The sequence below is a fragment of the Neorhizobium petrolearium genome (assembly GCF_017873175.1).
Classification (GTDB): Bacteria; Pseudomonadota; Alphaproteobacteria; order Rhizobiales; family Rhizobiaceae; genus Neorhizobium; species Neorhizobium petrolearium.
In genome coordinates, this window is sequence record NZ_JAGGJW010000002.1 from 345,385 (window position 1) to 370,592 (window position 25,208).

Here is a 25,208-nt window from a genome sequence, read left to right on the forward strand (position 1 = left end):
TCTTTGCTTTGTCAACGGCTTTGAAACGCAACATAAGTCCTAAGGAACGCTCCTTCGCACTCAGTCAGGTAGAAGAGTGATGCGCCGGACAATCTCCCGAGCGATGCGAGCTTCACTGTAGACCAGCGGCACATAGCCACCCTTTGACCAGATTTCGGCGAGATCGCCATAATGCGATGAACGAGGATCTCCGGACTGGCCGGGCGCATTGATACACACGCTGTTGTCCCAATCGCCGACATCCATCACGAGCCGCACGGAAGCACCCGCATTGACGCCGAAATCGCTCATCCGGTAACCCGCATTCATGGGTGTCGAACGGCTGCCACCTAGCGGCAGTGGGCCAACGTTCCAATTTGCCATGCCTCCAGTCGTGATGCGGCTAGTGGCGTGCTCGAAAAGCGCCTTGTGCAGATCACCCCATTGCCAGTTGGCAGGGCTGGAACCGAGCCGCTTCTCGCAATCATCAAAGCTCGCCGAGAGTGTCGAAAGCAGCATGGCGTCGCGTTCGGCTTCGTCCCAATGCCTGCCGGGCTCGGTCAGCAGAGAGAGCATGCGGTCGACATCGCCTGGCAAAAGCAGTTGGCGTACGGTCTGGTTCGGTGCGAATTTCGTCAACAGCGCTGGGCGGAGATGTTTCATCCACCACACTTCGAAAAGTGCGGCCGGAGCGCTCGTCGCTTCCAGCCGATGATCCCAGCCTTTGACGAGAGCGAGCGCCGTTCGCTGCGTGCCATCAAGTGGATGCCGGACGGCAACCTTTTCCAGCAGACCGCAGATCGTCGCGGCGGGACGGGAATAAGTATCCGTCTGCAGCGCCATCGAGCCTTTCAACGTATGTTTCAGATCGGCGGTGAGCACGGACTTGATGCGCTGGGCGCGACTGATCTCCGCCCATTCATGGCCGATCGAAGGAGCGTTCGGGTCGCGGTCGGAGGGAAGGTTCATTTCATTGGCGGAAGCGACGAAGCCTTCGGCGGGATTATATCTCCGTGGCAACTGGTCGGCCGGCAGGAAACCGTCCCACTCATGGGATCCATGGCCCGGCACCGGCAGCAGGCCTTGCCAGTTATGTCGTACCGGTGTGAAACCGGCCGTGAACCATCCGATATTGCCGTCCACATCGGCGCTGACATGGTTGACCGATGGCGTACCCCAATGGCCGAGCGCTTCGGAGAACGCCTTCACTGATGTACTGCGCATGTAGGCTAGGCTGCCGAGATAGGCGGCCGAGCCCGGCGACAGCCACACGGAACGCATGGCGATCGCCAGTTTCTTCTTCGGGTTCTCGTACAGGAGCGGTCCGTGGCGGGTGAAGGACAATGTCAACGCTTGGTCGGAGAAGCCTTTGACCTCGAAGCGCTCCTCGATTCGGTTGATCTTCTCCCAGCCGCTGCCATAACGGTAGGAATCCGGATCGCCGTCCTCTGTCTCGTAGACATAAACGTCTTCCTGGTCAGCGCCGAAGATTGTGAGTCCGAAGGCGACCTTCTCGTTGTGGCCAAGCGAAATGCCGGGTGCGGTCGGCTCGCCGGTGCCGATGGCATTGAGGCCGGGCGCTTGGAGATGCACCAGATAGCGCAGCGACGGCACAGCATGCGCTCGGTGTGGATCGCTCGCCAGGATCGGCCGGCCGGAGTCCGTGCGCGAACCGTGAACGGCCCAGTTGTTGGAGCCTTCTTCCGTGACGCGTTGGATGACGTCGCCGAGATCGGTTACCTCGGTCCATTTCCAGACGTCGTCGAGGGTCGCGGCAAGCCGAACCTTGTCGAAAGTTACCGGCGCGGTGGCGAGCTTGAAGAGGCGAGTCGCTTCGAGTGGAATGTCGGAGAGCACAACGCCCCCGGCAGGCTTCAACTCAACCGGTGGATCGATCTCGTAGCGCAGAAGATCGGTTTCGGCATCGGCAAGCGCCATGATGTTGGCGCGCAGGATTTCCGAAAGGCCGTTGCGGGTCAGCGCGTGGCTGCGGATGCGCACGACATCTGAGGGTTGCCAGTAGGCCGGCCTGGTGCCGAAGACAGCGAATTCCGGCGGCAGGCGGACGGGTTCGGCCTCACAAAGCGCGGTATAGGCATTGATACCGGCCACGAACGCGTTGCAGATCGTCTCCGTATCCGGCGCATAGGAGGTCCATTCCGGTGCCATGTCGCCGCGATAGAGGAAGTGCCGGGCCGCATGGTCCTGCGCCAGGTAACCGGGGCCGAAATCTGCGGCAAGCAGCCCGAGCCCGCGCTTTCGCCACAGATCGAGCTGCCAGAGCCGGTCGCGTGCAGCGTTGAAACCCTGCACGAAGAACAGGTCGTTCTCGTTTGCCGCCTTGAGATGCGGAATGCCCCAGCGGTCGATGCGTATCTCCGCCTCGGCACTGAGGCCGGCCAGCCGGAAGGTTTCGTTCGTCGGGGCATCGGTCATGGCATTTCCCATGGGCAGTAGCGGTTAGGCGTGATGGCAGGCGACGCGAGCACCGTCCGGGCGCGGTGTCAACTCAGGTCGCTCCTTCGAGCAGATTTCGGTCGCCAGCGGGCAGCGTGTATGGAAGGCGCAGCCAGCGGGAATGTTGGCGGGGCTTGGCAGTTCGCCGCCGAGGATCAGCCGCTCCTTGGACCGCTGGACGACGGGATCGGCTTCCGGCACGGCCGACATCAGCGCCTTCGTGTAAGGGTGCTTTGGATTGGAAAAGAATGTATCCCGGTCCGCCATCTCCACGAAGCGGCCGAGATACATCACCACGACGCGGTCGCAGATGTGGCGAACCACGCCGAGATCGTGTGAAACGAAAAGGTAGGAAACACCGGTGCGCTTCTGCAACGCTACAAGCAGATTGAGGATCTGCGCACGCACCGAAACGTCGAGCGCAGAGACGGGCTCGTCGCAAATGACGAGGTCTGGTTCGAGTGCGAGCGCCCGGGCGATGACGACGCGCTGACGCTGGCCGCCTGAGAACTGGTGCGGATAACGGTCCGCGTGTTCAGGTCTGAGGCCCACCTGCTGCAGAAGCGTCGCGACGCGTGCTTTCAGTTCCTTACCCTTGGCGATACCACGCACGATCAGGGGTTCGGCGATCGTCGCCCCCACTGTCGAACGCGGATCGAGCGACAACGCCGGGTCTTGGAAGATCATCTGCACCTTGCGGCGAATGTCGTTGAGCTTTCTTTTGTCAGCTCCGACCACTTCCTCGCCGCTGATCCTCACACTGCCGGACGCCGGCGCCTGCAGACCGACGATCGTGTTGGAAAGCGTGGATTTACCGCAGCCGGATTCGCCAACCAGTGCCACCGTCGCGCCGCGAGGAATGTCCAGATCCACGCCATTGACGGCCTTCACTACCGGCCCGGACTGGCCGAGCAGCCCACCGCGGCCGCCAAAATGCACCGCGACGTCGCGGATTTCGAGAACGTTCTTTGTCTCGCTCATGCCGCAACCTCGCGGATTTCGGCCATTCGGTCGATATGCCAGCAAGCGGAACGGTGCCCGTCGCCGCAATCGATCAGCGATGGCTGTTCGAAGCGACACTTGTCGGTAGCGAGCGGACAGCGATCGGCAAAACGACAGCCAATGCCGAATTCGCTTGGGCTCGGCACCATTCCCTCGATGGTCGCAAGGTCCGCCTTCGGCGCGTCGTCGAGTTTCGGTACGCTGGCCAGAAGCAGCGCCGTGTAAGGATGCTTCGGCGCGCGAAAAAGGGCATGCACCGGCGCAATCTCGGCGATGCGGCCGGCATACATGACCGCAACTTCATCGGCGATGTCGGCGACCACGCCCATGTCGTGGGTGATCAGCACAATTGCCGTGCCGCGCTCGGCGACCAGCTTCTTCATCAGATCGAGAATCTGCGCCTGGATCGTCACGTCGAGCGCTGTCGTAGGCTCGTCGGCAACCAGCAGGCGCGGGCCGTTGATCAGTGCGATCGAGATCATGATGCGCTGGCACATGCCACCGGAAAGCTCGAAGGGATATTGATGCAGACGCCGGTCGGGATCGGGGATGCCAACATCGACCAGCATCTGCCGCGCCTTCTCGAAAGCCTCGGTCTTCGAGACATCGTGATGGACGCGATAAGCCCCGGCGATCTGCTCACCCGCTGTCGTCAACGGATCGAGCGAGGCACTCGGCTCCTGGAAGATGATCGAGATATCCTTGCCGCGCGCCTTGCGGAACTGCCGTTCGGACAAGGCGGCAAGATCGGTATTTCCGAGCATGATCCGGCCACCGGTACGCCGCGCCGCCGATGGCAGCAGGCCGAGCATGGCATAGGAAGTCAAAGACTTGCCGCAGCCCGACTCGCCTACCAGCGCCATGACCTTGCCAGGAGCAACGGTGAACGACACGTCGTCGACGACCTTGGCGCCACCGATGTCAATGGTGAGCCGGTCGACGGCAAGCAGCGGGTTCGCGGCGGCATTCATCAAACTCAAGCCTTCGCGCTGTAGCGCTCGGGGCGCTTGTAATTGCCGATCGAATTGCCGCCGTCGACGGAGAGCACGGCGCCGGTAATGAAAGAGGCCTTGTCAGAGCAGAGATAGGCGATCGCACCCGGCGCATCTTCAGGCCCGCTGGACCGACCGAGTGGGATGTTCTTCAGCATGTTTGTGACGTATTCATCGGAAAGCTCGCTCACTTCGCTGCCAGGCGCGAAGCCCGGTTCGACGACGTTGACGCGGATACCGTATTCGGCGAGCTCCATGGCGAAACCTTTCGACAACCGCTCGATCGCCGTCTTGGAGGTGCAATAAGGCACGGAATTCTGGTTCATCTTACGCGCCGCGCCAGACGAGATGTTGATAATCGAGCCCTTTTTGCCTTCCGAAATCATAAGCTTGGCCATCTCGCGCGACAGCACGAAAGGCGCGCGCAGGTTGACGCCGAAAACGCGATCCCAGTCGGAGAATTCCATGTCGAGCAGGCTGAAGCGGGTATAGATACCGGCGTTGTTGACAAGAATGTCCGGCGCTTGCCATTCACGTCGCACGAGATCGACCAATTCCAGCATGGATGCGTCGCTGGTCAGTTCGGTCGCATGCAGAAGCACCTTCGAACGGTCAAGGTCGAATTCCGCTACCATCCTTTCCAGCGCGTCCATGCGGATGTCGCTGAGGCAGAGCTTCGCGCCTTCCCTTGCGAAATAGGCGGCAATCCAGCGGCCGAAAATGCCGGCGGCGCCGGTGATGACCATGGTCTTGTTTTCGAATTCCATTTGAGAAACCTCAGCGCGAACGGGAACGCGGATCGATCTGGTCACGCAACCAGTCGCCCAGCACATTGACGGAAAAGACAAGCAGGAAGAGACATACGCCCGGGAAGGCGACGATCCACCAGGCTCTTTCGAGATACTGGCGTCCGACGCTCATGATCGAACCCCAGCTCGAGGCCGGCGGCTGGATACCGAGGCCGAGGAAAGAAAGGCCGGCTTCCATCAGGATCATCAGGCCGAATTCGGCGGTCGCGACGATCAGCACCGGACCGGCAATGTTCGGCAGGATGTGGTGGAAGAGGATGCGAGCAGCACCGGCGCCGGCGAGTTCGGATGCCTTGATGAACGGCAGGTTGGCGATCTGCAGTGTCTGGGCATAGGCAACGCGGGTGTAGCGCGGCCAGCGGGTCAGCCCGAGCACCAGGACGAGCTTCAGGAAACCGGGACCGAGGACCGCGACGGTCAGCACCGCAAGCAGTATGGCCGGGATCGACATCATGATGTCGACCAGGCGCATGATGACGATCTCGATCTTACCACGGAACCAGCCGGCGACCATGCCGAGCGTCACCCCGACGAGCGTGGAAACGACGACGGAAAGCACGGCGACGGAGAGCGATACGCCCCCACCATAAATGGTGCGCGAGAGCAGGTCGCGGCCAAGATCGTCGGTGCCGAGCCAGTAGGTCACGCCACGCAGTTCGAAACCCGGCGGCTTCAGGCGGGCAAGCAGATTCTGCTTGGCGGGGTCGGTGGGTGCAACCCAAGGTGCGAGAATTGCAAGCAGCACGATCACCAGGAAGATGATCGAGACGATGACGACCGAGATGGGAACCTGGCGAAGGCGCTGGCGAAGGACCAGAACGGCGGTGCTCATGAAATCCCCCTCACCGGACCAGACGGATGCGCGGATCGACAAGCGCATAGACGAAATCCGCAAGCACGCTGGTCAGCACATAGACAAAGGAAATCAGAAGCACGATGACCTGGACGACAAGGAAGTCGCGCGCCTGGATGGACTGGATCGCGAGTTGACCGATGCCTGGCCAGGCAAAGACCGTCTCGATGATGACCGCGCCGGCGAGCAGATTGCCGATTTCCAGCGCGGCGATAGTGATCACCGGTATCGATGCGTTACGCAACACATGGCGAACCACTACCGAGCCAAGCGAAAGGCCGCGGGCCCGGCCCGCCCGCACATAATCCTTGCCGAGCTCATCGATGATGGAAATACGCGTCATCCGGGCGAAGGTCGACATCGAGATTGCGCCGAGCGCCAGCGACGGCATGATCAACGATGCGAAGTCGCCAGAGCCCGAGGTCGGCAGCCAGCGGAGCGTCACGCCAAAAACGAAGATCAGCACGATGCCGGAAAGGAAGGTCGGCACGCTCTGGCCGGTAACGACGATGGCGGTCAGCAGGCGCTCGAGCCAGCCGCCGCGCTTCGTTGCCATCAGAATGCCGGCCGGAATGCCGATGCCGATCGCCACGACCATAGCGCCGGTCGCCAGCATCACGGTGTAGGGTATGCGCGAGGCGACGATATCGATCGCCGGCACGCGCTGTACGACGGAAATGCCAAAATCGAGATGGACGAGATCTCCAAGATATTCGAGATACTGCACCCAGATCGGCCGATCGAAACCGAGCTGATGGCGCAGTTCGGCGATCATTTCGGCCGATGCGTCCTGCGGCACGAGCAACAGGGTTGGATCGCCCGAAAGATGCATGATGACAAACACGATGGTGAGAACGCCGAAGATCGCAATGATTGCCTGTACCAAACGCTCGACGGCGTATCTCAACATGATCCCGATATCCGTTTTTTATTGCTGCCAGCCCATGTCCATGACAAACATGGACTCATTGGCCGTCGGCTGCCATTTCAGCTTCTTGCTTGCGCCGTAGAGCGCGTAGGCCTGATAAAGTCCCATGCCCGGAACATCCTCACGGAGGATCTCGTAGGCCTGCTCGTAGAGTTTCAGCCGCTCGTCCTCATCGAGGATCGTACGGGCTTTATCGACCAGGGCATCATACGTCTCGTTCTTGTACTTTGCCCAGATGCTGCCGCTTCGGAAGAGGGGGAAGATGATACCGTCTGCATCCTGGCAGGCGCAGGACCAGGCCCCAAGCGCAAGACCGCCCGCATTCGCCGGATCGCCCTGGCGACGCTTGAGGAAGGTCGCCTGGTCGCTGGACGAGATTTCGACATTAAGGCCGACTTCGTTGACCATCTGCTGGATCGCTTCGACCATGGCGCGATTGTAAGCCGGCGACGTCAGGAATTCGACCTTGGCGCCTTCGGCGCCGGCAGCCTTGATCAGTTCCTTCGCCTTTTCCGGATCGTAAGGGTAACCCCGAACCTTGTCGGTGTAACCGAAAACCGGCTTGGCCCCGACGATATTGACCGGCGCACCGTAACCTTCGAGCAGCGACTGTATCAGCGCATCGCGGTCGATCGCATAGGCGATCGCCTGGCGGACACGAACGTCTTTCGTGGGGCCGGCCTCGGCATTGATGAACATATAGCCGACACGCTCGGTGGGAACCGAAAGGACCTGAGAGTTCGAATCTCCGTCGACACTCGCCGTCTGATCCGGAGGCACGTCGCGGATGAGATCCGCCTTGCCGGTCTTCAGGTCTGCGATGCGCGTCGAGACATCAGGAACGGCGCGGAAGACCACGTTCTCGAACGGGGGCTTTGCGCGCCAGTAATTGTCATAGGCCTGCAACTCGGTCTGAATGCCCTTCTGCCAGTTGACCATCTTGTAGGGGCCGGAGCCGAGCGGCTTCAGATTGAATTCCTGGTCACCGACCTTCTCGACATAGGCCTTCGGCACGATCGAGAGCTTGACGAGCTGGGCAAGCAGCGCCGGATAAGGCGACTTGGTCGTCATTTTCACGGTCGTCGGGCTTGTAGCTTCCGCCTTTTCGATCTGGTCGAACTGCGAGAGCTGCGGGCTCTTCAGCTTCGGATCGATGATACGGTTGATCGAAAAGGCGACATCCTCGGCGGTCAACTTGCTGCCGTCCTGGAAGGTGACGTCCTCGCGGATCTGAAACTCGATCGTCTTGTCGTCGAGATATTTCCAGGATTTCGCGATCTGCGGCACGATCTCGCCTGAGGCATCGCGGGTCAGGAGGTTGTCGAAGATGTTGCGATAGATGGTATAGCTGTCCGTATTCCACTGCAGATGAGGATCAAGCGTCGCGGCATCGCCGGGAAGATCGATGGTCAGCGTATCCTTGGTTTGAGCAAGCGTGGTCGAGGCGGTGAGCGCCAAGAGCACTGCGGCTATGGATGCGATTCTGGCAGACATGTTCCTTACCCTCTTTGATGTTGTTGCTTGATTTAAAATCTGCTCACGCGGCTTTTTCGGCGGTCTTGAGGCCGGCTTCGTCGGCGCAGTAGCGCGCCAGTTCCGCATGGGTGCAGAACCAGACATCGCCCTTCGATTTGGCAAGTCGGATGATTTCTTCGAGAATGAAGATGCGCGAGCGGTGGCCGACATGGTGCGGATGCATGGTGAGCTGGAACAACCCTCCCTCATCCCAGGCGGCTTCCAGTTCCCGGCTGAAGATGTCGAAGACCATTGAGGGTCCGCCATAGGGCCGAGCGCCGGTCATGCGGTCCATCGCTACATAAGGGGCATCGTCCCGGATCCACTCGACGGGAATTTCGACGACGCCCGTCGGCTCGCCGTCCTCGAGAAGCTCATAAGGCTCGTCGTCCGCCATAAGGGAGGAATCATAGAGAAGCCCCATCTGGCGGGCGATCTTCAGCGTGTAGGGGCTGAAATCCCAGGAGGCGGTGCGCATGCCGACCGGACGCGCGCCGGAGAGCCGCTCCAGCACGTCAGCGGCACGCAGTGCAAGATTCCGTTCCGTCGCCTCATCCAGGCGGGAATTGAATTCGTGAATCCAGCTATGCATGCCGAGTTCGTGTCCAGCAGAGACCACCGTTCTCACCTCCTCGGCGTTGATCATCGCGGATACGGCCGGCATGAAAAAGGAGGCCGGAATGGAGTATTTCTCAAGCAGGTGCAGAATGCGCGGCATGCCGCAACGGGCGCCATACTGGCCTTGGCTCATCTTGCCGAAGGAAAGTCCCCCGTTGCGCAATTCCATCGTCTCGTGATCGGAATCGAAGGACAACGCCACCGCCATGCGCGCTCCATCCTTCCATTTCGCCGGTCTCAGGGAACGCCCAGCCCGCACTTTCTGAACCCTTTGCTGCCAGACCGTATCGGACCACAGCCATGGTTCTGAGGCATCGTTTTGCTTATTTGGCGCGTTCATGAGATCGTTCATCCTTTCGCCACAGCACGCAAAAATGTGAGTGGCCGCTTTCTGGGCAGAATTGTTATGAGCCAACCGAATAGCCATCAACGGGGGTTTTGTTCACATACATGAACTTCGAAGTGAAAAGCGCCGGCCGGGTTTTGGATCTGCTCGAATATATGGCCTCGCAGCGGGAAGCGGTGCCGCTGGCGCAGATCGTCCGCGATCTTGAATTTCCGAAAAGCAGCGCGCATGGCCTCGTCCAGACGCTGGCGGCCCGCGGGCACTTGGTCCAGGATGCCGCCGGGCGTTACATGCTGGTCGAAGCGAGCCGGCATGGATTTCCCTTCCGCCGACATGAAGAACCGCTGGTGGTGACCGCACGGCCGTTCATGGAACGGCTGCGTGATGAATCCGGAGAAACGGTATTGCTCGCAACGATGAACGCCCATTGCGACATGCGCCGCCTCGCCAAATGCGTAAGCCGTCACCGGGTGCGTTACGATGTGAACCTGGATGCGGCAATCACGGCTTACTGCACGGCGACGGGCCGCATGCTTCTTGCCCATGCGCCGAAGGAGGCACTGGAGCATTACCTGGCCCGGGTCCAGCTCCTCTCTTACACGCGATATACGGTAACCGATGTTGACCGTATCCGGGAGATGCTCGTCAAGATACGGCGCGATGGCTACGCACTGAACGACCAAGAGTTCATCACGGGCTCGACCGGCCTTGCCGCCCCCGTCTTCGACACCCATGGTGCCGTCGTTGCTGCCCTCAACCTTGGCATGCCGACGATCCGTTACGTCGAGCGGCGCGAGACCTTCCTCCTGATGGTGCGCAATGCTGCTGACGAGATCAGCCGGGCGCTGGGATATCGTCGTTGATACGCGCTACAGGATATGACCCCACTGACATCGTCGGTCCGTTCTATTCCAGAAGATTGGCAAGCCAGAGCGCAACTTCCGCTGGATCGTGATGGAGCGACCACCGTCCGCCGTCGAGATATAGAGGCGACCGGCCACCGACCAGCGCCAGTCCAGACCTGCCCCCCAGCCCTTCGAGGCCGAGCATGATGCCGTGCAGGCAGCCGAGATTGCCGGCATTGCAATCGGGTATCCCATCCGGACGTGTTGACGATCATCTGACGGCGCTGGAAGGTTTCAGGCCAGACGCACCTGCGTCTCCTTGTCGAAAAGGTGCAGGCGGGATTGGTCGAGACGGAGGGGAATCATCTCCCCCGGACGTATCTGAATGCGACTGTTCAGCACGATGACCAGTTCCGGCAGCGTCGCGGTCGTGACATAGGTTGCAGCACCGGTGCTTTCGACGGCCCCGACCGGCAGCCGGAGTGTCGCGTCGGCCTCGCTGGAGAGCTCAATATGCTCCGGGCGAACCCCCATTGTCAGCGCCCGACCGGCCGCGACGGCCTTGGGCGCGATCACTGTCTGAGGCGTTCCCAGATCAAGCACCAGCGATCGTCCGTCCGCTCCGGCTATGCAGGGCACAAAATTCATGGCCGGCGAGCCGATAAACCCCGCCACGAACTGGTTTGCCGGCCGGTCATAGAGTTCGAGCGGCGCGCCCTGCTGTTCGATGACGCCCTGGCGCATGACCACCACGTGATCGGCCATGGTCATCGCCTCGATCTGGTCATGGGTGACGTAAACGGACGTGGCACCCAGCCGCTCATGCAGTGCCCGGATTTCCTTGCGCATATGGACGCGGAGCGCCGCATCGAGGTTGGAAAGTGGCTCGTCGAACAGAAAGGCCTTGGGATTGCGGATGATCGCCCGGCTCATTGCCACGCGTTGGCGCTGACCGCCAGACAATTCGCGCGGATAGCGGCCGAGAAGGTTCGAAAGGCCCGTCGTTGCCGCGACTTCCTCTGCCTTGCGCCTGGCTTCGGCCTTGCCCACACCACGCATTCGCAGGCTGTAGGTGAGGTTCTCCTCGACCGTCATGTGCGGGTAGAGCGCGTAGGACTGGAAGACCATGGCAAGGTCTCGCTTGCGAGGCGGAACGCCGTTCATCCGGGCGCCCGCAATGACCAGTTCTCCCTCCGAAATCGATTCCAGCCCGGCGAGCGAACGCAGCAGCGTGGACTTGCCGCAGCCGGAAGGACCGACGAGCGCCACGAAAGAACCCTTGCGGATCTTCAGGTCGATGTTCCTCAGCGCATGATAGGCGCCGTAATACTTGTTCACCCCCGAAAGTTCGATCTGGTTTGCGGTCATTTGAGAGCTCCCGAGGTCAGGCCGGACACGATCCGGCGTTGCAAGAGAACGAAGGTGGCGAGGATGGGCGTCACATACATCGCGGCATAGGCCATGATATTGTTCCATTCGTTGGTGTTCGGTCCCATGAAGGAATTGAGCCCGACGCTTGCCGGCTGGTATTCGATCGCCTGGATCATCGACTTCGAATAGACGAACTCGCCGAACGCCTGCATGAAGATCAAAATGGCACTGACAAGAATGCCGTTTCGGGCGAGCGGCAGCACGATGTTGAAAAAGGCCCCGAGGCGGGAATTGCCGTCCACCAGTGCGGCCTCTTCCAGTTCCATCGGCACGCTCATGAAGGTCGCCCTGACCAGTACGACGAAGAAGGGCATGCTTTTTGCCGCGATCGCCAGGATGACGGCGGTGCGCGGATAGTCCAGCAAGCCGAGTTGGGAGAAGCCGACGAAGATCGGCGTGATCATCAGCGAGGCCGGCAGCACCTGAAGCATGAGGATGAGGAACAGGCCGATATCCACCCAGACATTCCGGTAGCGCGCCAGCACATAGGCGCAGCCAGTGCCAAGGATGACGATCAGCGAGACCGCGCCGGAAGCGATGACGAGCGAGTTCCAAAGATAGCGGCCGACATTGCGGCTCTCCCAGACGGAGCCGTAAGTGCCCCATTGGGGATCACTCGGCCAGAGTGATGGCGGCGAGGCGAACATCGCCGACCCCGTCTTCAACGCGGTCACATACATCCAGTAGAGCGGGAAAAGATAGATTGCCGCGAGCAGGAATGCGGCTGCCAGCATGAACTTGTCGCGAAGGGCAAGGTTCATCCGCGCACCTCATGCCGTGTCGAGCGGACATAGACGACCGAGGCGATCATCACGAAGACGATCATGATGACGGAGACTGTCGCCCCTTGCGCGAAATCGTATTGGCGGAAAGACAGATCCCAGGCCCAGTACTGTGCCACGTTCGAGGAATTGTTCGGCCCGCCGGCGGTGATTGCCGCAAACAGGTCGAACTGCTGCAGCGTGAAGATCAGTCCGAGCGAGATGATCGCCCCGATCGTGGAACGCATCATCGGCAGGGTGATCGTGTAGAACCGCTGGATCACATTGGCGCCATCCAGTTCGGCCGCCTCGTAAAGGTCCTGAGAAATGGCCGAAAGGCCAACCGAGAGCAGGATCATATTGAACGAGATGCCCAGCCAGATATTCGCGATGACCACGGCCCAGAGCGAGAAATCGGGATCGGAGCGCCAGAAGATATTGTCTGAGATGAGCCCCGACTCTCGGAGAATATAATTCAGCACGCCGAAATCGCCCGACAGAATCCAGTTCCAGATGGCGCCGACGACCAGACCCGGCATGATCCAGGAGACAAGAAACAACCCGCGCAGCCAGGAAGAGCCGGGAAAGCCGGTCCAGAAGAAAAGCGCCAATCCAAAACCGATGGTGAATTGCCCGGCAATCGAAGCGATCACGAAAACAGCCGTATTCCCAAGGATCGGCCAGGTTTCCGGCAGCGAGAACAGCGTGACATAGTTCTTGAATCCTACGAACGGCCGCGCGAAAGTCCCGAGGCTGAACATGTCCACTTCCTGAAAACTCATCACGATATTGTAGATGAGCGGCAGACCGGCCATCGCGAACAGGAAGGCGAGCGGCACGGAGACGAGACCGATGTCGAAGCCGCGCCCGTCGCTGATAGAAAGCAGGAATCTTCTCATGACACCTCCGGATAGGCATCCACCTTCCGGTCCGGAACCGCGCGGCAAAACCGTCGCGACCCCGGCCGGGAGGAAAGGTTAGGAGCCGTCTGTCAGGGGCCGGCCCCAATGGTTCAACCAAGCACAGCCTTGATCTTCTGGTCCGCCTGATCGAGCGCCTCCTGAGCGCTCATCTGACCGGTCAAGGCCGCTTGGATGGCATCCTGGATCGCTTTCGAGATTTTCGGCCAGGCCGGATGCGGCCCACGCGGTTGGGCATATTTCAGCTGCTCCTGAAAGACCTTCAATCCGGCGTCCTTGAGCGGCTGCCCGGTGGGCGGAATAGCAAGGTCGGAGCGGGCCGGCAGTTGGCCGAAATCCTTGAACATCCGGTTGTCCTGGGAAACGAAATATTCCAGTACCTTGAAGGCTTCTTTCGGATGCTTCGTGTTGGCGAAGATCGCCCAGTTGAAGTCGCCCATAGCCGACGAACGTTTGGCGCCCGGCTCCGGCAATGGCAGCAGCGCCACGCCCCAATCGAACTTGGCTTCCTTCACCATTCGGTCGAGCTCCCATGGGCCGGAAATCGCCATGGCGGCATTGCCGGAATTGAAGGTGCCGGTGGAATCCCATTGGCTGCGGGTGAGCGTGTCGCGCGAGGCAAGCTTTTCGTCGATAATCGTCTTCCAGATTTCCAGCGCTTTGACCGTGCCCGGCGCGTTGATCTTGTCATAACCGCCGCCGCCCATCTGCGCCCAGGGCAGAAACTGGAAAGTCCCCTCCTCGTTCGCCTTGGCGGAGAAGGTGATGCCGTAGACATTCTTCGCCGGATCGGTGAGCTTGCGGGCCGTGTCGACCAGTTCGTCCCATGTCTGCGGCGGCTTGTCCGGATCGAGCCCTTTGGCCTTGAACATGTCCTTGTTGTAATAGAGCGCGATCGTGTTGGTCGCCTTCGGGATGCCGAAATAGCGGTCCTTCCACATCACCGATTTTAAAGGGCCGGGATAATAGTTTGCCGGTTTGACGACGCTCGACTGCGCGATCATGTCCGTCAGGTCGAGGAACGCGCCGCGTGACGAAAACAGTGCATGTTCCGGATTATCGACGGCGATGATGTCGGGCGCCTGCCCGGTCGAATAGGCACGCATTGCCTCGCTTACCACGTCGTCGAACTGGATCTGGCGATATTCGACAGTGATGCCGGTCTTCAGATTGTTGAAATCCTTGATGAGGTTCGGAGCCGGCTGAATGTCGCGGTCAAGCGACCAGACGGTGATCTTCACGTCCTCGGCGCAGGCCGAGGTATAGAATGCCGACATACTGGCGACCGCGAGCGCGCCGGCCAAAGCCAATTTGCGAATACCCATGCTCTCCTCCTTCAGGTTGTGCTCCCGATGCGACCTCCTCCAGGCCGCACGCGGCGAGCGGTTGCATCAAACCGGATCCGTAACGAAATCGCCGCCCCGGCAGGACTTCAGATAATTCAGTGCATGCACCTGACCGGTCATTTCGAGCTCGTCGCGATAGACGGGGTCATGCCACCCCTCGATGTCGATCGAACCCGACCAGCCCGCGAGCCTGAGTTCCGAGATGACATCCGTCCAGTTCGTGTCGCCGAAGCCGGGCGTGCGCATGAAAACGAAGGGATGTTTGCCGAAAATCCCATGCTCGCGAATGACGTCCCGGCGGATCGTCGCGTCCTTGCCATGCACGTGAAAAATCTTCGGCGCCCATTTGCGGATCTGCGGCAACGGGTCGATCAGGTAGACCATCTGGTGGCACGGCTCCCATTCGAGACCGATATTGTCATCCGGCGTCTCGTTGAAAATCAGTTCCCAGGCATCCGGATTGTGAGCGATATTCCAGTCGCCGGTCTGCCAGTTGCCGTCCATGGCGCAGTTCTCGAAGGCGATCCTGACGCCTTTGTCCGCAGCGCGCTTCGCAAGCTCGCTCCAGATCTGACGATAGCGCGGCAGGCTCTCGGGGATCGGTCGTCCCCTCAGCCTTCCGGTAAAGCCCGCAACGCAGGTCGCGCCGAAGTGATGGGCATTGTCGATGCAATCCTTCCAGCCCTGGAGCGTCTGGAGGTCGATGTCTGTCTCTTCCAGCGGATTGCCGAACATGCCGAGCGCCTGGATGGTGATGTCGTGATCGCCGATGGCCTCGCGGCAACGCTTGCCAAGTTCCGCAAGGTCCTGACCGTTGGTCGTCTGCCAGAAGAACGGCTGGAAGCTCTCGAAACCCATATCGGCAATCTGGGCGATGCGCTCTGCGGCGTGCCCCTGGGTGCCGCGGATCATGGTGCCGATACGGATGGATTTGGCCGGATTGCTCACTGTTCCTGGTCCTCACACTTGAATGGCGACAGGCTGACCGGTTCGCGCGCTTTCGATGGCGCCGAACACCATGGCCAAGCTCTTGATATTGTCGAAACCCGCCGTTTCCGGCGGCCGGCCGGATCGGGTCGCGTTCAGAAAGTCGGCGATGACGCTTGCATGGCCGTGCGTCTCCTCTTCCCGCGGCGCCGGCGGCACGTCGATCGGCCGGTGGCCGCGCAGAAGCCCTTCTCCCGTGCCGGCGACCGTCGCCTCGAAGGCCTCCTCGCCGTCCCAGGTCAGCATGCCTTTCGAACCGACCAGCCGCCAGGCGCTTTCCCAGCTCGTACGGCGGCCCTCGGCGCACCAGGAGCCGCGATAGGTAAAGGCGACATCGTCGGAAAACTTGAAGATCGCATTCGCCGAAGCCCCGTGGGCATACCAGGAATCGGCCGGATTGGTTTCAAGGCAGTACGCCGAGAGCGGCCGTTTGCCGCTGACGAAACGGGCGGCGTCAAAGGTGTGGATCGCCATATCGAGCAGCAGCACGTTATCCATCTGCTCTCGAAACCCACCGAAATGCGGGGCGATGAAGAAGTCGCAATGAACGCCGGTCAACTCGCCGATGGCACCGCCCTCGACGAAGCGGCGCATGCGGCGGATGCCGGATATGAAACGGCGGTTCTGCACCACCGCATGCATCCGACCGGCTGTCTCGGCCAGCGCAATCAGTTCCCTCGCGTCTTCAAGCGAAGTCGCCATCGGCTTCTCGCTCAAGACGTGACAACCATGTTTCAGCCCAGTGGCAACGACCGCCTTGCGGGCAACCGGCACGACCACATCGAACAGGAGATCGGCCCCAGTCTCTTCCAGCACCCGGTCGAGATCGGTCCCGACAACCGCATCCGTCAGGTCGAAAGCTTCCGCAAGCGAGCGAGCGACCGAGCGGTCAAGATCGACCAGCCCGACGATCGTGATGGCGTCTGCCAGGCCGGGCGTCGTTTTCAACGCCCGCATCCAGCCATGAGCCATGGCTCCGCATCCGCATAGGACTGCTTTCAATGTCACGACAACCTCCTCGCTGACGGTACCGATGCTCCTTCATCGGTTTCCGTAAACGTTTACGATCCTATTTACAGGCCGCGGTCTTTGTCAATAGGATTTCCGAAAACGATTACGGTCTGGTAGGACGGGGCTTATGAAGGGCATTCGGCGGCTGGCAGAACATCTCGATATTTCGATCGGCACGGTCTCCCGCGCGTTGAACGGCAAGCCGGACGTGAATGAGGAAACGCGCCGGCGCGTATTGGAGGCGGCCGAGCGGCTCGGCTATGTCGCCAATCAATCCGGACGAGCACTGCGCAAGGGCGCGACCGGGGTAATCGGTTTCATGATGCAGACCGGTCCCGAAATCACCGGCCAGGGCGATATCTTCTTCATGAGCGTCTTCGACGGCGTCCAGACGGTGCTGGCCCGCCACAAGCTCGATCTTGTCGCTCTCCTGTGTTCATCCGAAGAGGATCCGGACGATTATCTGAAGCGGATGGTCGCGCGTGGTTTTGCGGACGGCATCATCCTGTCGGCGACGCGGCGATACGATGCTCGTTTCGAGTTTCTGGCTCGCCAGAAACTTCCTTTCATCACGCTTGGACGCAGCCTTACCGATGTCGGGCAACCCTGGATCGATCTCGATTTCGAAGGCATGGCAGAAATGTCGGTCGAGCGTCTCGTGAAGGCCGGCCACCGCGAGATCGGTTTCGTCTGGCCGCATGGTGATCTCAACCTCGGATACATATTCGTGGAACGCTGCCGGGAAGCCCTGGCGCGGCACGGCCTTTCGCTTTCCGAGGACCATATCTTCCGCACCAATCCGAACGAGGCCGGTGGCTATGCGGTCGCACGCAACATCACGGCAAGCAGCCGCCCGCCCACGGCTATCATCCTGGTCAACGAAACCCTTGTGGCGGGGCTCTATCGCGGCCTGGAGGAGGTCGGCCTGAGGCCAGGGCGCGATATTGCCATCATCGGCAGGCAGAGCCCGCAGGCACGATTCCTTTCACCACGCCTGACGGGCTTCGAGCTCTCCTTGAGAGACCTCGGTATCGCGCTTGCCGAAAGCCTACTGTCGACCATGCCCGCCTATGCGAACCTTTATCCTCAGGCCATGCGTAGAAAACTCTGGCCAATGGCTCTGGTCGAAGGCGAAAGCGGCTAACGGGCGCGCGGCGGCTCTCTACCAGCGCGGAAGACGACGCTCATAACCGGGGTCGAATTGCTTCATATAAAGCGTATCATCACGCTCCCTGACGCCTGCCACTTCGTAAAGGGCAGCCAGTTCCACCAGCCGGGTGCGATCCAGGGTCACGCCCAGCCCTGGCCCGCGAGGCACAGCCAGTGCACCATCACGAAACACGAAGGGCGCATCTTCAACTATATCCGCGCCGACCCAGGGATAATGCGTATCGCAGTCGTAGCCGAGATTGGGTGTGGCCGACGCGACATGAACCATAGCGGCCAACGTTATGCCAAGATGCGAGTTGGAATGCATGGAGATGCCCATATCTAGGACTTCGCAGGTCTTGCCCAGATGGGTGGATGCACGCATCCCGCCCCAATAGTGATGATCGGAAAGGATGACCTTGACCGCCCGCTTGGTAAAGGCTTCGGCAATCTGATCGAATTCCAGCACAACCATGTTGGTGGCGAGCGGAATTGACGTCGCGGCGGCGACCTGTGCCATCGCATCCATGCCGACAACGGGGTCTTCGAGATATTCCAGAACGCCTTCCAGCTTGCGCGCGACATAGATAGCGGTCTCGACGGTCCAGCCACCATTCGGGTCGATCCTCAGCGGATGGTGAGGAAAGGCCTCTCTCAGCTTGAACATGGTTTCGATTTCGAGATCCGGGTGAAGAACACCGCCTTTGACTTTAAGGGACTTGAAGCCATGGTCGGCGACCATTTTCTTCGCTTCGCGGACCATCTGATCGGGTGTTAGCACCTCTCCCCACTCGTCCTTCTCCTGGCCGATATGAGCGCCGAACTTGAAGAACAGATACGCGCTGAAGGACACGGTCTCGCGCACCGCACCGCCGAGAAGGTCGCCCACGGACCTGCCAAGCATCTTGCCCTGTATGTCCATGCAGGGAACTTCAAAGGCCGATGTCACCACATCCGTCAACTTATGGTCGGCAACCGCCGTCCTGGCATTGATGCCGCCCCCCTCCGGCAGGGCAGCGGCCACGCGGGATTTCAGCTCGTAAAGATGAAACGGATCAAGTCCCCTCAACGCGGGCGCGGCGCGGCGCAATCCTTCCAGCGCCTTGATGCTCCCGTAACTTTCGCCGAGGCCGACCGTGCCGTCATCGCAGATTACTTCGATGATTGTCCGCATGGCATAGGGCTGGTGAACACCCTTGCAGTTCAGCAGCGGCTTGTCAGGGATGGCCACGGGCGTGAGATGGATTTCGGCAATGCGCATTCAATAGCTCCTTCTCACCATCAGGACCAGACCTTCGGTCTTTGCAGGAATCGGCGTCATGCCCGCACCGGACTGGGAACGGGGCGAACCTCGATTTTCGCCACATCGAGCTGCAGCGGTTCGGCTTGCGCGTTCAAGATCACGTCGAGATGAAGTTCGGGAACCTTGTTCCCCGGCTTCAACTTCAATGGAGGCGTCCTGAGCGTCCCTCGCCAGGATTGCAACGGGAACGGAAAAGGCGACCCGTCTTCGGCTCGAAAGGGCGCAAGGGCAATGCTTTCAAGTCCCTCCTCGGCAGTGTCGCGCAGCCTGAGGGAGACACCCGCGATGCCCTCGTGTGAGGGTACTTCCACGTCACATATGGCCTCGATCCAAACGCCCGCACCGGGATGGGACAGCTCACCACCCAACCGATGCCTCGTCTCTCCTGCCTCAGACGAGGTCGAGGCAGAGAGTTCGGAAGCAAGATTACCCAGCGGATTGTCTGCCGCGTCGTAACAATCGTCCTTTGACAACACACGATCAGGTGCATTGGGAAGGATATGATCGAGATAGCCGGCCAGAAGGCTTCCGACCGCAAAACCTCCACGGACGGAAAAATGCGTTCCATCATTGGAGTAACCATCTCGCGGCTCGCCGAATCTGCTCTGCGGGTCCACCCAGGCGGCGTTCCAATCGAAGACATGACAATTGGTGTGCCTGGCCGCAAAATCACGGCTGTGCTGATTGATCCAATGGGCCTTGGCACGCTCCGGGCCGCCAGCCGGCCATTTCTGCCTGCCTCTCGCCAGGATCGGCAGCAGGATCACCGTCCTGCCTGCGTCCAGCAAGGCCGTGACGATCCGGGCCCGGGTGTCGGCGATCGTCTGCCTTGTCTCCACCATCATATCGTTGGTACCCGCGTCGACGATGATGAGATCGAAATCGGACGCCAGCAACCGTGGCAGGCGCCGCTCGATCTCGATCGCCTTCTGTCCGGAAACACCGAAATTGAGGCCGGCAAAGAACCGGCTGACACCAGCACGATTGGAAGGTTCCCAACCCGGAACGATTGCAGGATCGTGATGGACAGGGCAAGCCAGCCGGCCGTGCGACAGCACCTCCGCCCAGCTCATCCAGCCGCGTGCCGACGTGCCGATGAAGGAGTGATCGCCGATGTGGTTCTGCTGCACAAGTGACGTACCGACAATGGCGATACGTCCTGCCCGCGGAAGAGAAACGGACATATTATGCCTCAGGAATAGAGCACGCCACCATTGATGTCGTAGCAGGCGCCGGTAATGTACGCTGCATCGTCCGAGGCAAGGAAGGCGACAAGGGCGGCAACATCCTCGCTGGTCCCTTCCCGTTTCATCAGGGCGGCAGCGGCGACGCGCTCGCGCACGTCCGGTTTTGTAAAGGTGTCGTGAAAGGTGGTGGCGATCATGCCGGGGCAGACGGCATTGACCCGAACGACCGGTCCAACCTCCTTGGCGAGCGCTCGGGTGAAGGTCATTACGGCTCCCTTGGATGTGGCGTAGGCGATAGCGCCCGGTCCACCACCATCTCTTCCCGCCTGCGAGGAGAAGGTGACGATCGCGCCGCCCTTTGCCAACCTGGGAAGCACAGCCTTGGTGGTCAGGAAAAGCGAAGTCAGATTGACATCCATGACCTGACCCCAAAACGCCTCATCCATGTCTGCCATGGTTTTTCGCGCCACCATGCCCCCCGCGACATGCACGAGCGCATGGATATCTCCAAACCTGTCCGCAGTTGTCGTGATGGCTTTCTCGACATCCTCTTTCCGCGTCAGATCAGCGTGGACTGCGATCGCGGCTTGGCCGCGCTGCTCGATTTCGGAAACGGCGCTTCTGGCACCTTCCTCGGCACCGTTATACGTGAGCACGACATTCGCACCTTCCTGCGCGAACCGCAAAGCACAGGCGCGGCCGATATCGCGCCCGGCGCCCGCAACCACGACCGTCTTGTTGGCGAAACGTTTCATCATGAACCTCTTTGGCTGGAATTCCTGGAACTAGAATTTTTTGGGAAGGGTCAGCTTGAAGCGCTGATCATCGACGTCGGTGAAATAGATGTCAGTGGAGAAGCCTTGATCGTCGATGAAGCTGAAGATCCGCTTCGGTTCCTTCAAACTGTAGGGGACCAAAAGCGTCACAAGGCTATGGCTCGTCGATGCCGGGGCTGTGGCGCGGACATGATGATGCCGCTCCAGTCCTTCCAGTTCCGCGGGATCGATGTCGGGGAAACCCTCGACTGCGACGATCTGAGGCGCGCCGGCGGATGAAAAGACGAACTGGCCGTAGAAACCGGCCTTCTGGCCCTTATACCGAAAACTCGAACGCCCCACCTGCGGCGCGCCCATGATGTGGCACAGCCATTGAAGCTCCTGCGGCTCCAGGCATTCGACCTGATCGACAATGACGAAATAGGAATCGTTGACGAAGTGAACTTCCCGTTCAACCTTCTGAACCAGTGGATTGACGAGCTGATAAGCCGCCGTCGCATCGCCGAGGATGCGAAGATATCCAGGTTTTTCTTCAGTCTCGACGATCCGGCCTGCGGCCCGACGGGCAAGCGCCTTGTCCTTGTCCGCATATTGGCCCTTGCCGCCGATCAGTACCGCATTCTTCGACCGCGTCTGCCGGCGCCAGTCACGATGCATGCTGGAGCCAAACGCGACATAGTACCCTGACTGGATCGCAAGATCCTCGCCATAGGCGTAGAGCAGAAATGCGTTCTGATCACCGTGGCTGTGGCTGAGCGATCCATAGGGGCTGGACTTGAAGACGAACTGCAGGTGCCGGTCGGGATCTTCCATATGCTTCTGCACCGCCACCCATCCGATGTCGTTGAAGCAGGCGACCGCCAGCAGGTCTTTAGGCGAAGTTGCCGGAACCTCCGGAAAGTCATGGCGGTAGACCAGATCGTCGAAGTTCAGGTCCCACCACCCATAGTTATAAAAGGCCATCTCGGTGCCGGCCGCATCAGCCTTGATGCGCTCGAAATACCATTGATAGTGGCCATTACCGGTTACTCCGGCGAATTGGCGGACGTTGTAGCCGACCTTCAATCCCGGCGGGTCACCGAGAGTGGAATCATCCCCGAAACCGGCGCGTCGGGTGCCGGGCGCTTTGGTATAAAGCGGAAAGCTGCCGGTGTTCTGGAAGAAGGGACGCTGATAGAGATCAAACCCCAGATGGGATCGGATGAGATTGGCGGCCTCGATGAGGTAGGCCATGCCCGTCATCCAGTAGTGCGGGCCTTCCGCCCATCCGCCATCCGTACCTGCCCACGGCGAATAGAGCGTCGCCAGGAACTCGACGGTGTAATCCAGCCACTCCGTCGCCTCGTCGCTCTCGCCCTGAAGCGCAATGCAGGCCGGCGTGAGGACCGCCGACAGTGACCGCACCGCGTGGCTGTCATAGGGAAAGACATGGATGCGTGCATGGGCGATGACATGATCGGCAACCTCCCGCGTCCGACGCAGGAGAACCGCCCGGACTGTGGAGCGCTCCTCTTCGCTCAAGTGGTCGTAAAGCCAATCATAACCCCAGGCGAGAGCCACCACGATGCGGAAGGCGGCTTCATCATTGTAGGCGCGCGAGGTCGGGCCTTGCGGGTCCCAGGCGACAACCGCAAGCAGCCAGGCACGTGAAGCGTCGAGGAGGTCGCTTCTTCCAAGAACCCGCCCCGCTATCGCAAGATGTCGGATGGCATAGATGACCTCCTGGCAATCGATGTACATCTGCCGCCAAAGGGAGGCGACGCGCACATTGTCGGGATAGGGTTGAGGTTCGGCGATGATGGGACGCTCGATCCACGGTTCGACCGACTTGGAGAAGAAATCCGACCAACCGCAATGGTTCGGATCATTGGCAACCGCAGACGCAAAGGACTTGAGCTTGTCTGGATTGAGCCAGAGCCGCGGATGACCGGTGCCGGCGGCGCCATGCCGGGTCTTCCGATCGGGAAGCGGCGCTAGCGGCAAAGCGTCGCTGATTTCGAAGCTGCGCACAACACTCCAGTTCGAAATGCATGCCCGGGACACCGGGTCCCAAAGCGCATAGGACCAGTAATAATGGCCCGTCGAAAGAACCTCGTTCGGCGTGAAGAAATTCCACGCCAGGTCCTCGTAAGTCTGCGTCTTGCTGTCGGGAAAGACAGGATCTGTCGAAATCCGAAGCACATATCGGGCGCCATCATCGATGTCGGGTAACCAGGAAAAACGCGGCGGGTTCTCCCGCGCTGGTCTTTGCTCGCTTGGCACATAATCTATGGTCAAAGAACCCGGGCGAGGTTCATCGAGATGGGTTTGCTTGACAATCGCCGGCGCAGAGTGACGCATTCGGCTCGAACTCCTGTGGAAAAATCTGGTGGTGGATGGCGACGACGCACGCCGCCATCCAGAAGGACGCAGGATTTTAGCGGGCGGCACCATATTGACGGTCATAGGCCGATTGCATCATGGCTATGACCTTGTCGTAGCCAAGCTCGGCAAGACGCTTCTTGTAGACATCCCAGGTGGCATTGATGTCCTGAGCGCCAAGCACCCAGGTCTGCTGCATTTCGGTCATGTAGGTGAGCAGGCTCGGCCAATAACGGTCATAGACTGCCTTCTCTTCGGCATTCAGAGAGACGCCGAGAAATTCCTGTTTCAGGCAGTTGCACTCCTCATACATGGCGATGCCTTGGAGTGCGATCTTGTTGGTCCATTGCCGCTCGTAGTCGTAGGTCTGCCAGTACCCCCGCGGGATCTGGGCGCCCACCGCCCAGAGCTGCGCGTTGACGGGATCCTTGTTGCCCAGGATCTCCTTCTTGAATTGCGGTTTTCCGTCGACCATTTCGTAAGTCAGGCCGTCGACACCGTAGTTGGAAAGAATCCGGCCCTGCTCCGAGAACCAGAAGTCGAAATATTTGATGGTTTCTACGGGGTGCTCATTGGTCGCGGAAATGGCCCATCCGGCAGGTTGCACCTGCAACCGACGGGCATCTTCGAACCTCTGGCCGCTCACTGTCTTTGGCGGGAGCATCGGCCGAAGCGCAAATCCCTCGATCTTGCCGGACAACGCATCATTGTAGGTCGATGTACTGGCGAACCAGTCATGCGTCATGCCACCCAGATTGTTGCCAAGGAGATATTCTCTGGAGCGCGCACCACGCGTGAAGATCTCCTTGTCGATAAGGCCTTCCTTGTACCACTGCGCGACATGGGCGATACCTGTCTTGTAGTTTTCCTCGGCCCACGGATGACGGAGCTGACCGTCATAGACCGCGAAATCGCCATAGCGTTCCGATCCTGACACGCGCGCATCCCACAGGTTGATCAAGCGGATTGCATCCACCTCTTCCCGGGCAAAATACGGCACCTCATCCTTGATGCCATTGCCGTTCGGGTCCTTGTCCCTGAAGGCTTTCAGGACCTCGTGGACTTCCTCCGGCGTTTCGGGTTGCTTCAGTCCGAGCTTGTCGAGCCAATCCTGGCGAATGAACCAGCCTCTGGAGAATTTCCCGTCCGGAACATAAGGGATGAAATAGAGATTGCCGTCTGGGCCGGAGATCGCACGGCGGATTTCCGGGTGGCCGTCGAAGAAGGCTTTCAAGTGGGGCGCATGCTCCTCGATCAGATCGTCCAGCGGAATGAATGCGCCCTCCAGACCGTATCGGATAAAATCCTCCTTCAGACCGCCGCTGGCATCTCCGCCAACAATATCGGGAAGGTTGCCGGAAGCGATGAGGAGGTTGAAGGCGTCGCGGCTGCTGGTGGTCGCCAGCGATGCAACGTTACGGACGTGGACGTTGGTAAGTTCGGCCGCCTTCTGCTCGACCGGCCACTTTTCCGAATAGACGTACTTGTCACGGAAATGGAAATGAATCGTCAGCTCCAACGGGTCGTCAGTGATCTTGGTTGTCTCCTGAGACCAGCCCGGCGATGCCGTCATCATGGCCGCCGCCAGCGCCAGGACAGATATTCCTTTATGAAATGCACTCATCGATAGTT

At 60.1% G+C, this 25,208-nt stretch carries 22 protein-coding genes; 2 read left to right on the forward strand and 20 right to left on the reverse strand.

What is annotated here, in order from left to right:
* Nucleotides 1–60: 60 nt before the first annotated feature.
* From J2046_RS05500 to J2046_RS05535, 8 genes are read right to left on the reverse strand one after another with little or no spacing between them, the layout of a single operon-like run.
* Nucleotides 61–2,415 carry a penicillin acylase family protein gene (locus J2046_RS05500; protein WP_210050123.1) on the reverse strand — a complete coding sequence of 785 codons (2,355 nt, stop codon included), beginning with the start codon at nt 2,413–2,415 and terminating at the stop codon, nt 61–63.
* A 24-nt stretch (nt 2,416–2,439) separates the two neighbouring features.
* Complete coding sequence (locus J2046_RS05505; RefSeq protein ID WP_210050124.1) at nt 2,440–3,417, reverse strand: ABC transporter ATP-binding protein; 978 nt, start codon at nt 3,415–3,417, stop codon at nt 2,440–2,442.
* Entirely contained in the window at nt 3,414–4,409 is a 996-nt protein-coding gene (locus J2046_RS05510) for an ABC transporter ATP-binding protein (RefSeq protein WP_210050125.1), read from the reverse strand. The genes J2046_RS05505 and J2046_RS05510 overlap by 4 nt, the downstream gene beginning before the upstream one ends.
* A 5-nt stretch (nt 4,410–4,414) precedes the next feature.
* Entirely contained in the window at nt 4,415–5,197 is a 783-nt protein-coding gene (locus tag J2046_RS05515) for an SDR family NAD(P)-dependent oxidoreductase (protein ID WP_210050126.1), read from the reverse strand.
* Nucleotides 5,198–5,207: 10 nt separating this feature from the next.
* Nucleotides 5,208–6,071: an ABC transporter permease gene (locus J2046_RS05520; protein ID WP_210050128.1), complete on the reverse strand. Its 864-nt coding sequence runs from the start codon at nt 6,069–6,071 to the stop codon at nt 5,208–5,210.
* 10 nt (nt 6,072–6,081) lie between these two features.
* Nucleotides 6,082–7,002, reverse strand: a complete 921-nt coding sequence (locus J2046_RS05525) for an ABC transporter permease (protein WP_210050129.1) — start codon at nt 7,000–7,002, stop codon at nt 6,082–6,084.
* An 18-nt stretch (nt 7,003–7,020) separates the two neighbouring features.
* On the reverse strand, nt 7,021–8,514 hold the full coding sequence (locus tag J2046_RS05530) for an ABC transporter substrate-binding protein (RefSeq protein WP_210050131.1): 1,494 nt from the start codon (nt 8,512–8,514) through the stop codon (nt 7,021–7,023).
* 43 nt (nt 8,515–8,557) lie between these two features.
* Entirely contained in the window at nt 8,558–9,493 is a 936-nt protein-coding gene (locus J2046_RS05535) for a polysaccharide deacetylase family protein (RefSeq protein ID WP_210050132.1), read from the reverse strand.
* A gap of 110 nt (nt 9,494–9,603) precedes the next feature.
* On the opposite strand from J2046_RS05535, the gene J2046_RS05540 reads away from it, so the two are divergent.
* Nucleotides 9,604–10,362, forward strand: a complete 759-nt coding sequence (locus J2046_RS05540; protein WP_210050134.1) for an IclR family transcriptional regulator — start codon at nt 9,604–9,606, stop codon at nt 10,360–10,362.
* 43 nt (nt 10,363–10,405) lie between these two features.
* On the opposite strand, the gene J2046_RS33735 is transcribed toward J2046_RS05540, so the two are convergent.
* From J2046_RS33735 to J2046_RS05575, 7 genes are all read right to left on the reverse strand, one after another.
* Complete coding sequence (locus J2046_RS33735; protein WP_233469552.1) at nt 10,406–10,549, reverse strand: hypothetical protein; 144 nt, start codon at nt 10,547–10,549, stop codon at nt 10,406–10,408.
* Nucleotides 10,550–10,638: 89 nt separating this feature from the next.
* Entirely contained in the window at nt 10,639–11,712 is a 1,074-nt protein-coding gene (locus tag J2046_RS05550) for an ABC transporter ATP-binding protein (protein WP_210050135.1), read from the reverse strand.
* Complete coding sequence (locus tag J2046_RS05555) at nt 11,709–12,536, reverse strand: carbohydrate ABC transporter permease (RefSeq protein ID WP_210050137.1); 828 nt, start codon at nt 12,534–12,536, stop codon at nt 11,709–11,711. Before J2046_RS05555 ends, J2046_RS05550 begins: the two co-directional genes overlap by 4 nt.
* A complete protein-coding gene (locus J2046_RS05560; protein ID WP_210050138.1) occupies nt 12,533–13,435 on the reverse strand; it encodes a carbohydrate ABC transporter permease in 903 nt (300 codons plus the stop codon). Before J2046_RS05560 ends, J2046_RS05555 begins: the two co-directional genes overlap by 4 nt.
* A gap of 113 nt (nt 13,436–13,548) precedes the next feature.
* Entirely contained in the window at nt 13,549–14,781 is a 1,233-nt protein-coding gene (locus tag J2046_RS05565; protein ID WP_210050140.1) for an ABC transporter substrate-binding protein, read from the reverse strand.
* Between the two features lie 66 nt (nt 14,782–14,847).
* Nucleotides 14,848–15,750, reverse strand: coding sequence for a sugar phosphate isomerase/epimerase family protein (locus J2046_RS05570; protein ID WP_210050142.1), 903 nt, complete (start codon nt 15,748–15,750; stop codon nt 14,848–14,850).
* A 12-nt stretch (nt 15,751–15,762) separates the two neighbouring features.
* Entirely contained in the window at nt 15,763–16,797 is a 1,035-nt protein-coding gene (locus tag J2046_RS05575; RefSeq protein WP_210050143.1) for a Gfo/Idh/MocA family protein, read from the reverse strand.
* Nucleotides 16,798–16,927: 130 nt separating this feature from the next.
* Here J2046_RS05575 and J2046_RS05580 point away from each other — a divergent pair, with 130 nt between their 5' ends.
* Nucleotides 16,928–17,944 (forward strand): LacI family DNA-binding transcriptional regulator, encoded by a 1,017-nt coding sequence (locus J2046_RS05580; RefSeq protein WP_210050145.1) that lies wholly within the window; start codon nt 16,928–16,930, stop codon nt 17,942–17,944.
* Between the two features lie 18 nt (nt 17,945–17,962).
* On the opposite strand, the gene J2046_RS05585 is transcribed toward J2046_RS05580, so the two are convergent.
* From J2046_RS05585 to J2046_RS05605, 5 genes are all read right to left on the reverse strand, one after another.
* Complete coding sequence (locus J2046_RS05585) at nt 17,963–19,210, reverse strand: glucarate dehydratase family protein (protein ID WP_210050147.1); 1,248 nt, start codon at nt 19,208–19,210, stop codon at nt 17,963–17,965.
* 56 nt (nt 19,211–19,266) lie between these two features.
* On the reverse strand, nt 19,267–20,436 hold the full coding sequence (locus J2046_RS05590) for an SGNH/GDSL hydrolase family protein (protein WP_210050148.1): 1,170 nt from the start codon (nt 20,434–20,436) through the stop codon (nt 19,267–19,269).
* 8 nt (nt 20,437–20,444) lie between these two features.
* On the reverse strand, nt 20,445–21,194 hold the full coding sequence (locus J2046_RS05595; RefSeq protein ID WP_210050150.1) for an SDR family NAD(P)-dependent oxidoreductase: 750 nt from the start codon (nt 21,192–21,194) through the stop codon (nt 20,445–20,447).
* 30 nt (nt 21,195–21,224) lie between these two features.
* On the reverse strand, nt 21,225–23,555 hold the full coding sequence (locus J2046_RS05600) for an alginate lyase (RefSeq protein WP_210050151.1): 2,331 nt from the start codon (nt 23,553–23,555) through the stop codon (nt 21,225–21,227).
* Between the two features lie 76 nt (nt 23,556–23,631).
* Nucleotides 23,632–25,152 carry an extracellular solute-binding protein gene (locus J2046_RS05605; protein WP_411828474.1) on the reverse strand — a complete coding sequence of 507 codons (1,521 nt, stop codon included), beginning with the start codon at nt 25,150–25,152 and terminating at the stop codon, nt 23,632–23,634.
* Nucleotides 25,153–25,208 lie beyond the last annotated feature (56 nt).

Coding starts and splice junctions, on each gene's coding strand:
- J2046_RS05500 (WP_210050123.1), bottom strand. CDS start 2,415: ATGACCGATGCCCCGACGAACGAAACCTTCCGGCTGGCCGGCCTCAGT.
- J2046_RS05505 (WP_210050124.1), bottom strand. CDS start 3,417: ATGAGCGAGACAAAGAACGTTCTCGAAATCCGCGACGTCGCGGTGCAT.
- J2046_RS05510 (WP_210050125.1), bottom strand. CDS start 4,409: ATGAATGCCGCCGCGAACCCGCTGCTTGCCGTCGACCGGCTCACCATT.
- J2046_RS05515 (WP_210050126.1), bottom strand. CDS start 5,197: ATGGAATTCGAAAACAAGACCATGGTCATCACCGGCGCCGCCGGCATT.
- J2046_RS05520 (WP_210050128.1), bottom strand. CDS start 6,071: ATGAGCACCGCCGTTCTGGTCCTTCGCCAGCGCCTTCGCCAGGTTCCC.
- J2046_RS05525 (WP_210050129.1), bottom strand. CDS start 7,002: ATGTTGAGATACGCCGTCGAGCGTTTGGTACAGGCAATCATTGCGATC.
- J2046_RS05530 (WP_210050131.1), bottom strand. CDS start 8,514: ATGTCTGCCAGAATCGCATCCATAGCCGCAGTGCTCTTGGCGCTCACC.
- J2046_RS05535 (WP_210050132.1), bottom strand. CDS start 9,493: ATGAACGCGCCAAATAAGCAAAACGATGCCTCAGAACCATGGCTGTGG.
- J2046_RS05540 (WP_210050134.1), top strand. CDS start 9,604: ATGAACTTCGAAGTGAAAAGCGCCGGCCGGGTTTTGGATCTGCTCGAA.
- J2046_RS33735 (WP_233469552.1), bottom strand. CDS start 10,549: ATGCTCGGCCTCGAAGGGCTGGGGGGCAGGTCTGGACTGGCGCTGGTC.
- J2046_RS05550 (WP_210050135.1), bottom strand. CDS start 11,712: ATGACCGCAAACCAGATCGAACTTTCGGGGGTGAACAAGTATTACGGC.
- J2046_RS05555 (WP_210050137.1), bottom strand. CDS start 12,536: ATGAACCTTGCCCTTCGCGACAAGTTCATGCTGGCAGCCGCATTCCTG.
- J2046_RS05560 (WP_210050138.1), bottom strand. CDS start 13,435: ATGAGAAGATTCCTGCTTTCTATCAGCGACGGGCGCGGCTTCGACATC.
- J2046_RS05565 (WP_210050140.1), bottom strand. CDS start 14,781: ATGGGTATTCGCAAATTGGCTTTGGCCGGCGCGCTCGCGGTCGCCAGT.
- J2046_RS05580 (WP_210050145.1), top strand. CDS start 16,928: ATGAAGGGCATTCGGCGGCTGGCAGAACATCTCGATATTTCGATCGGC.
- J2046_RS05585 (WP_210050147.1), bottom strand. CDS start 19,210: ATGCGCATTGCCGAAATCCATCTCACGCCCGTGGCCATCCCTGACAAG.
- J2046_RS05590 (WP_210050148.1), bottom strand. CDS start 20,436: ATGTCCGTTTCTCTTCCGCGGGCAGGACGTATCGCCATTGTCGGTACG.
- J2046_RS05595 (WP_210050150.1), bottom strand. CDS start 21,194: ATGAAACGTTTCGCCAACAAGACGGTCGTGGTTGCGGGCGCCGGGCGC.
- J2046_RS05600 (WP_210050151.1), bottom strand. CDS start 23,555: ATGCGTCACTCTGCGCCGGCGATTGTCAAGCAAACCCATCTCGATGAA.
- J2046_RS05605 (WP_411828474.1), bottom strand. CDS start 25,152: ATGATGACGGCATCGCCGGGCTGGTCTCAGGAGACAACCAAGATCACT.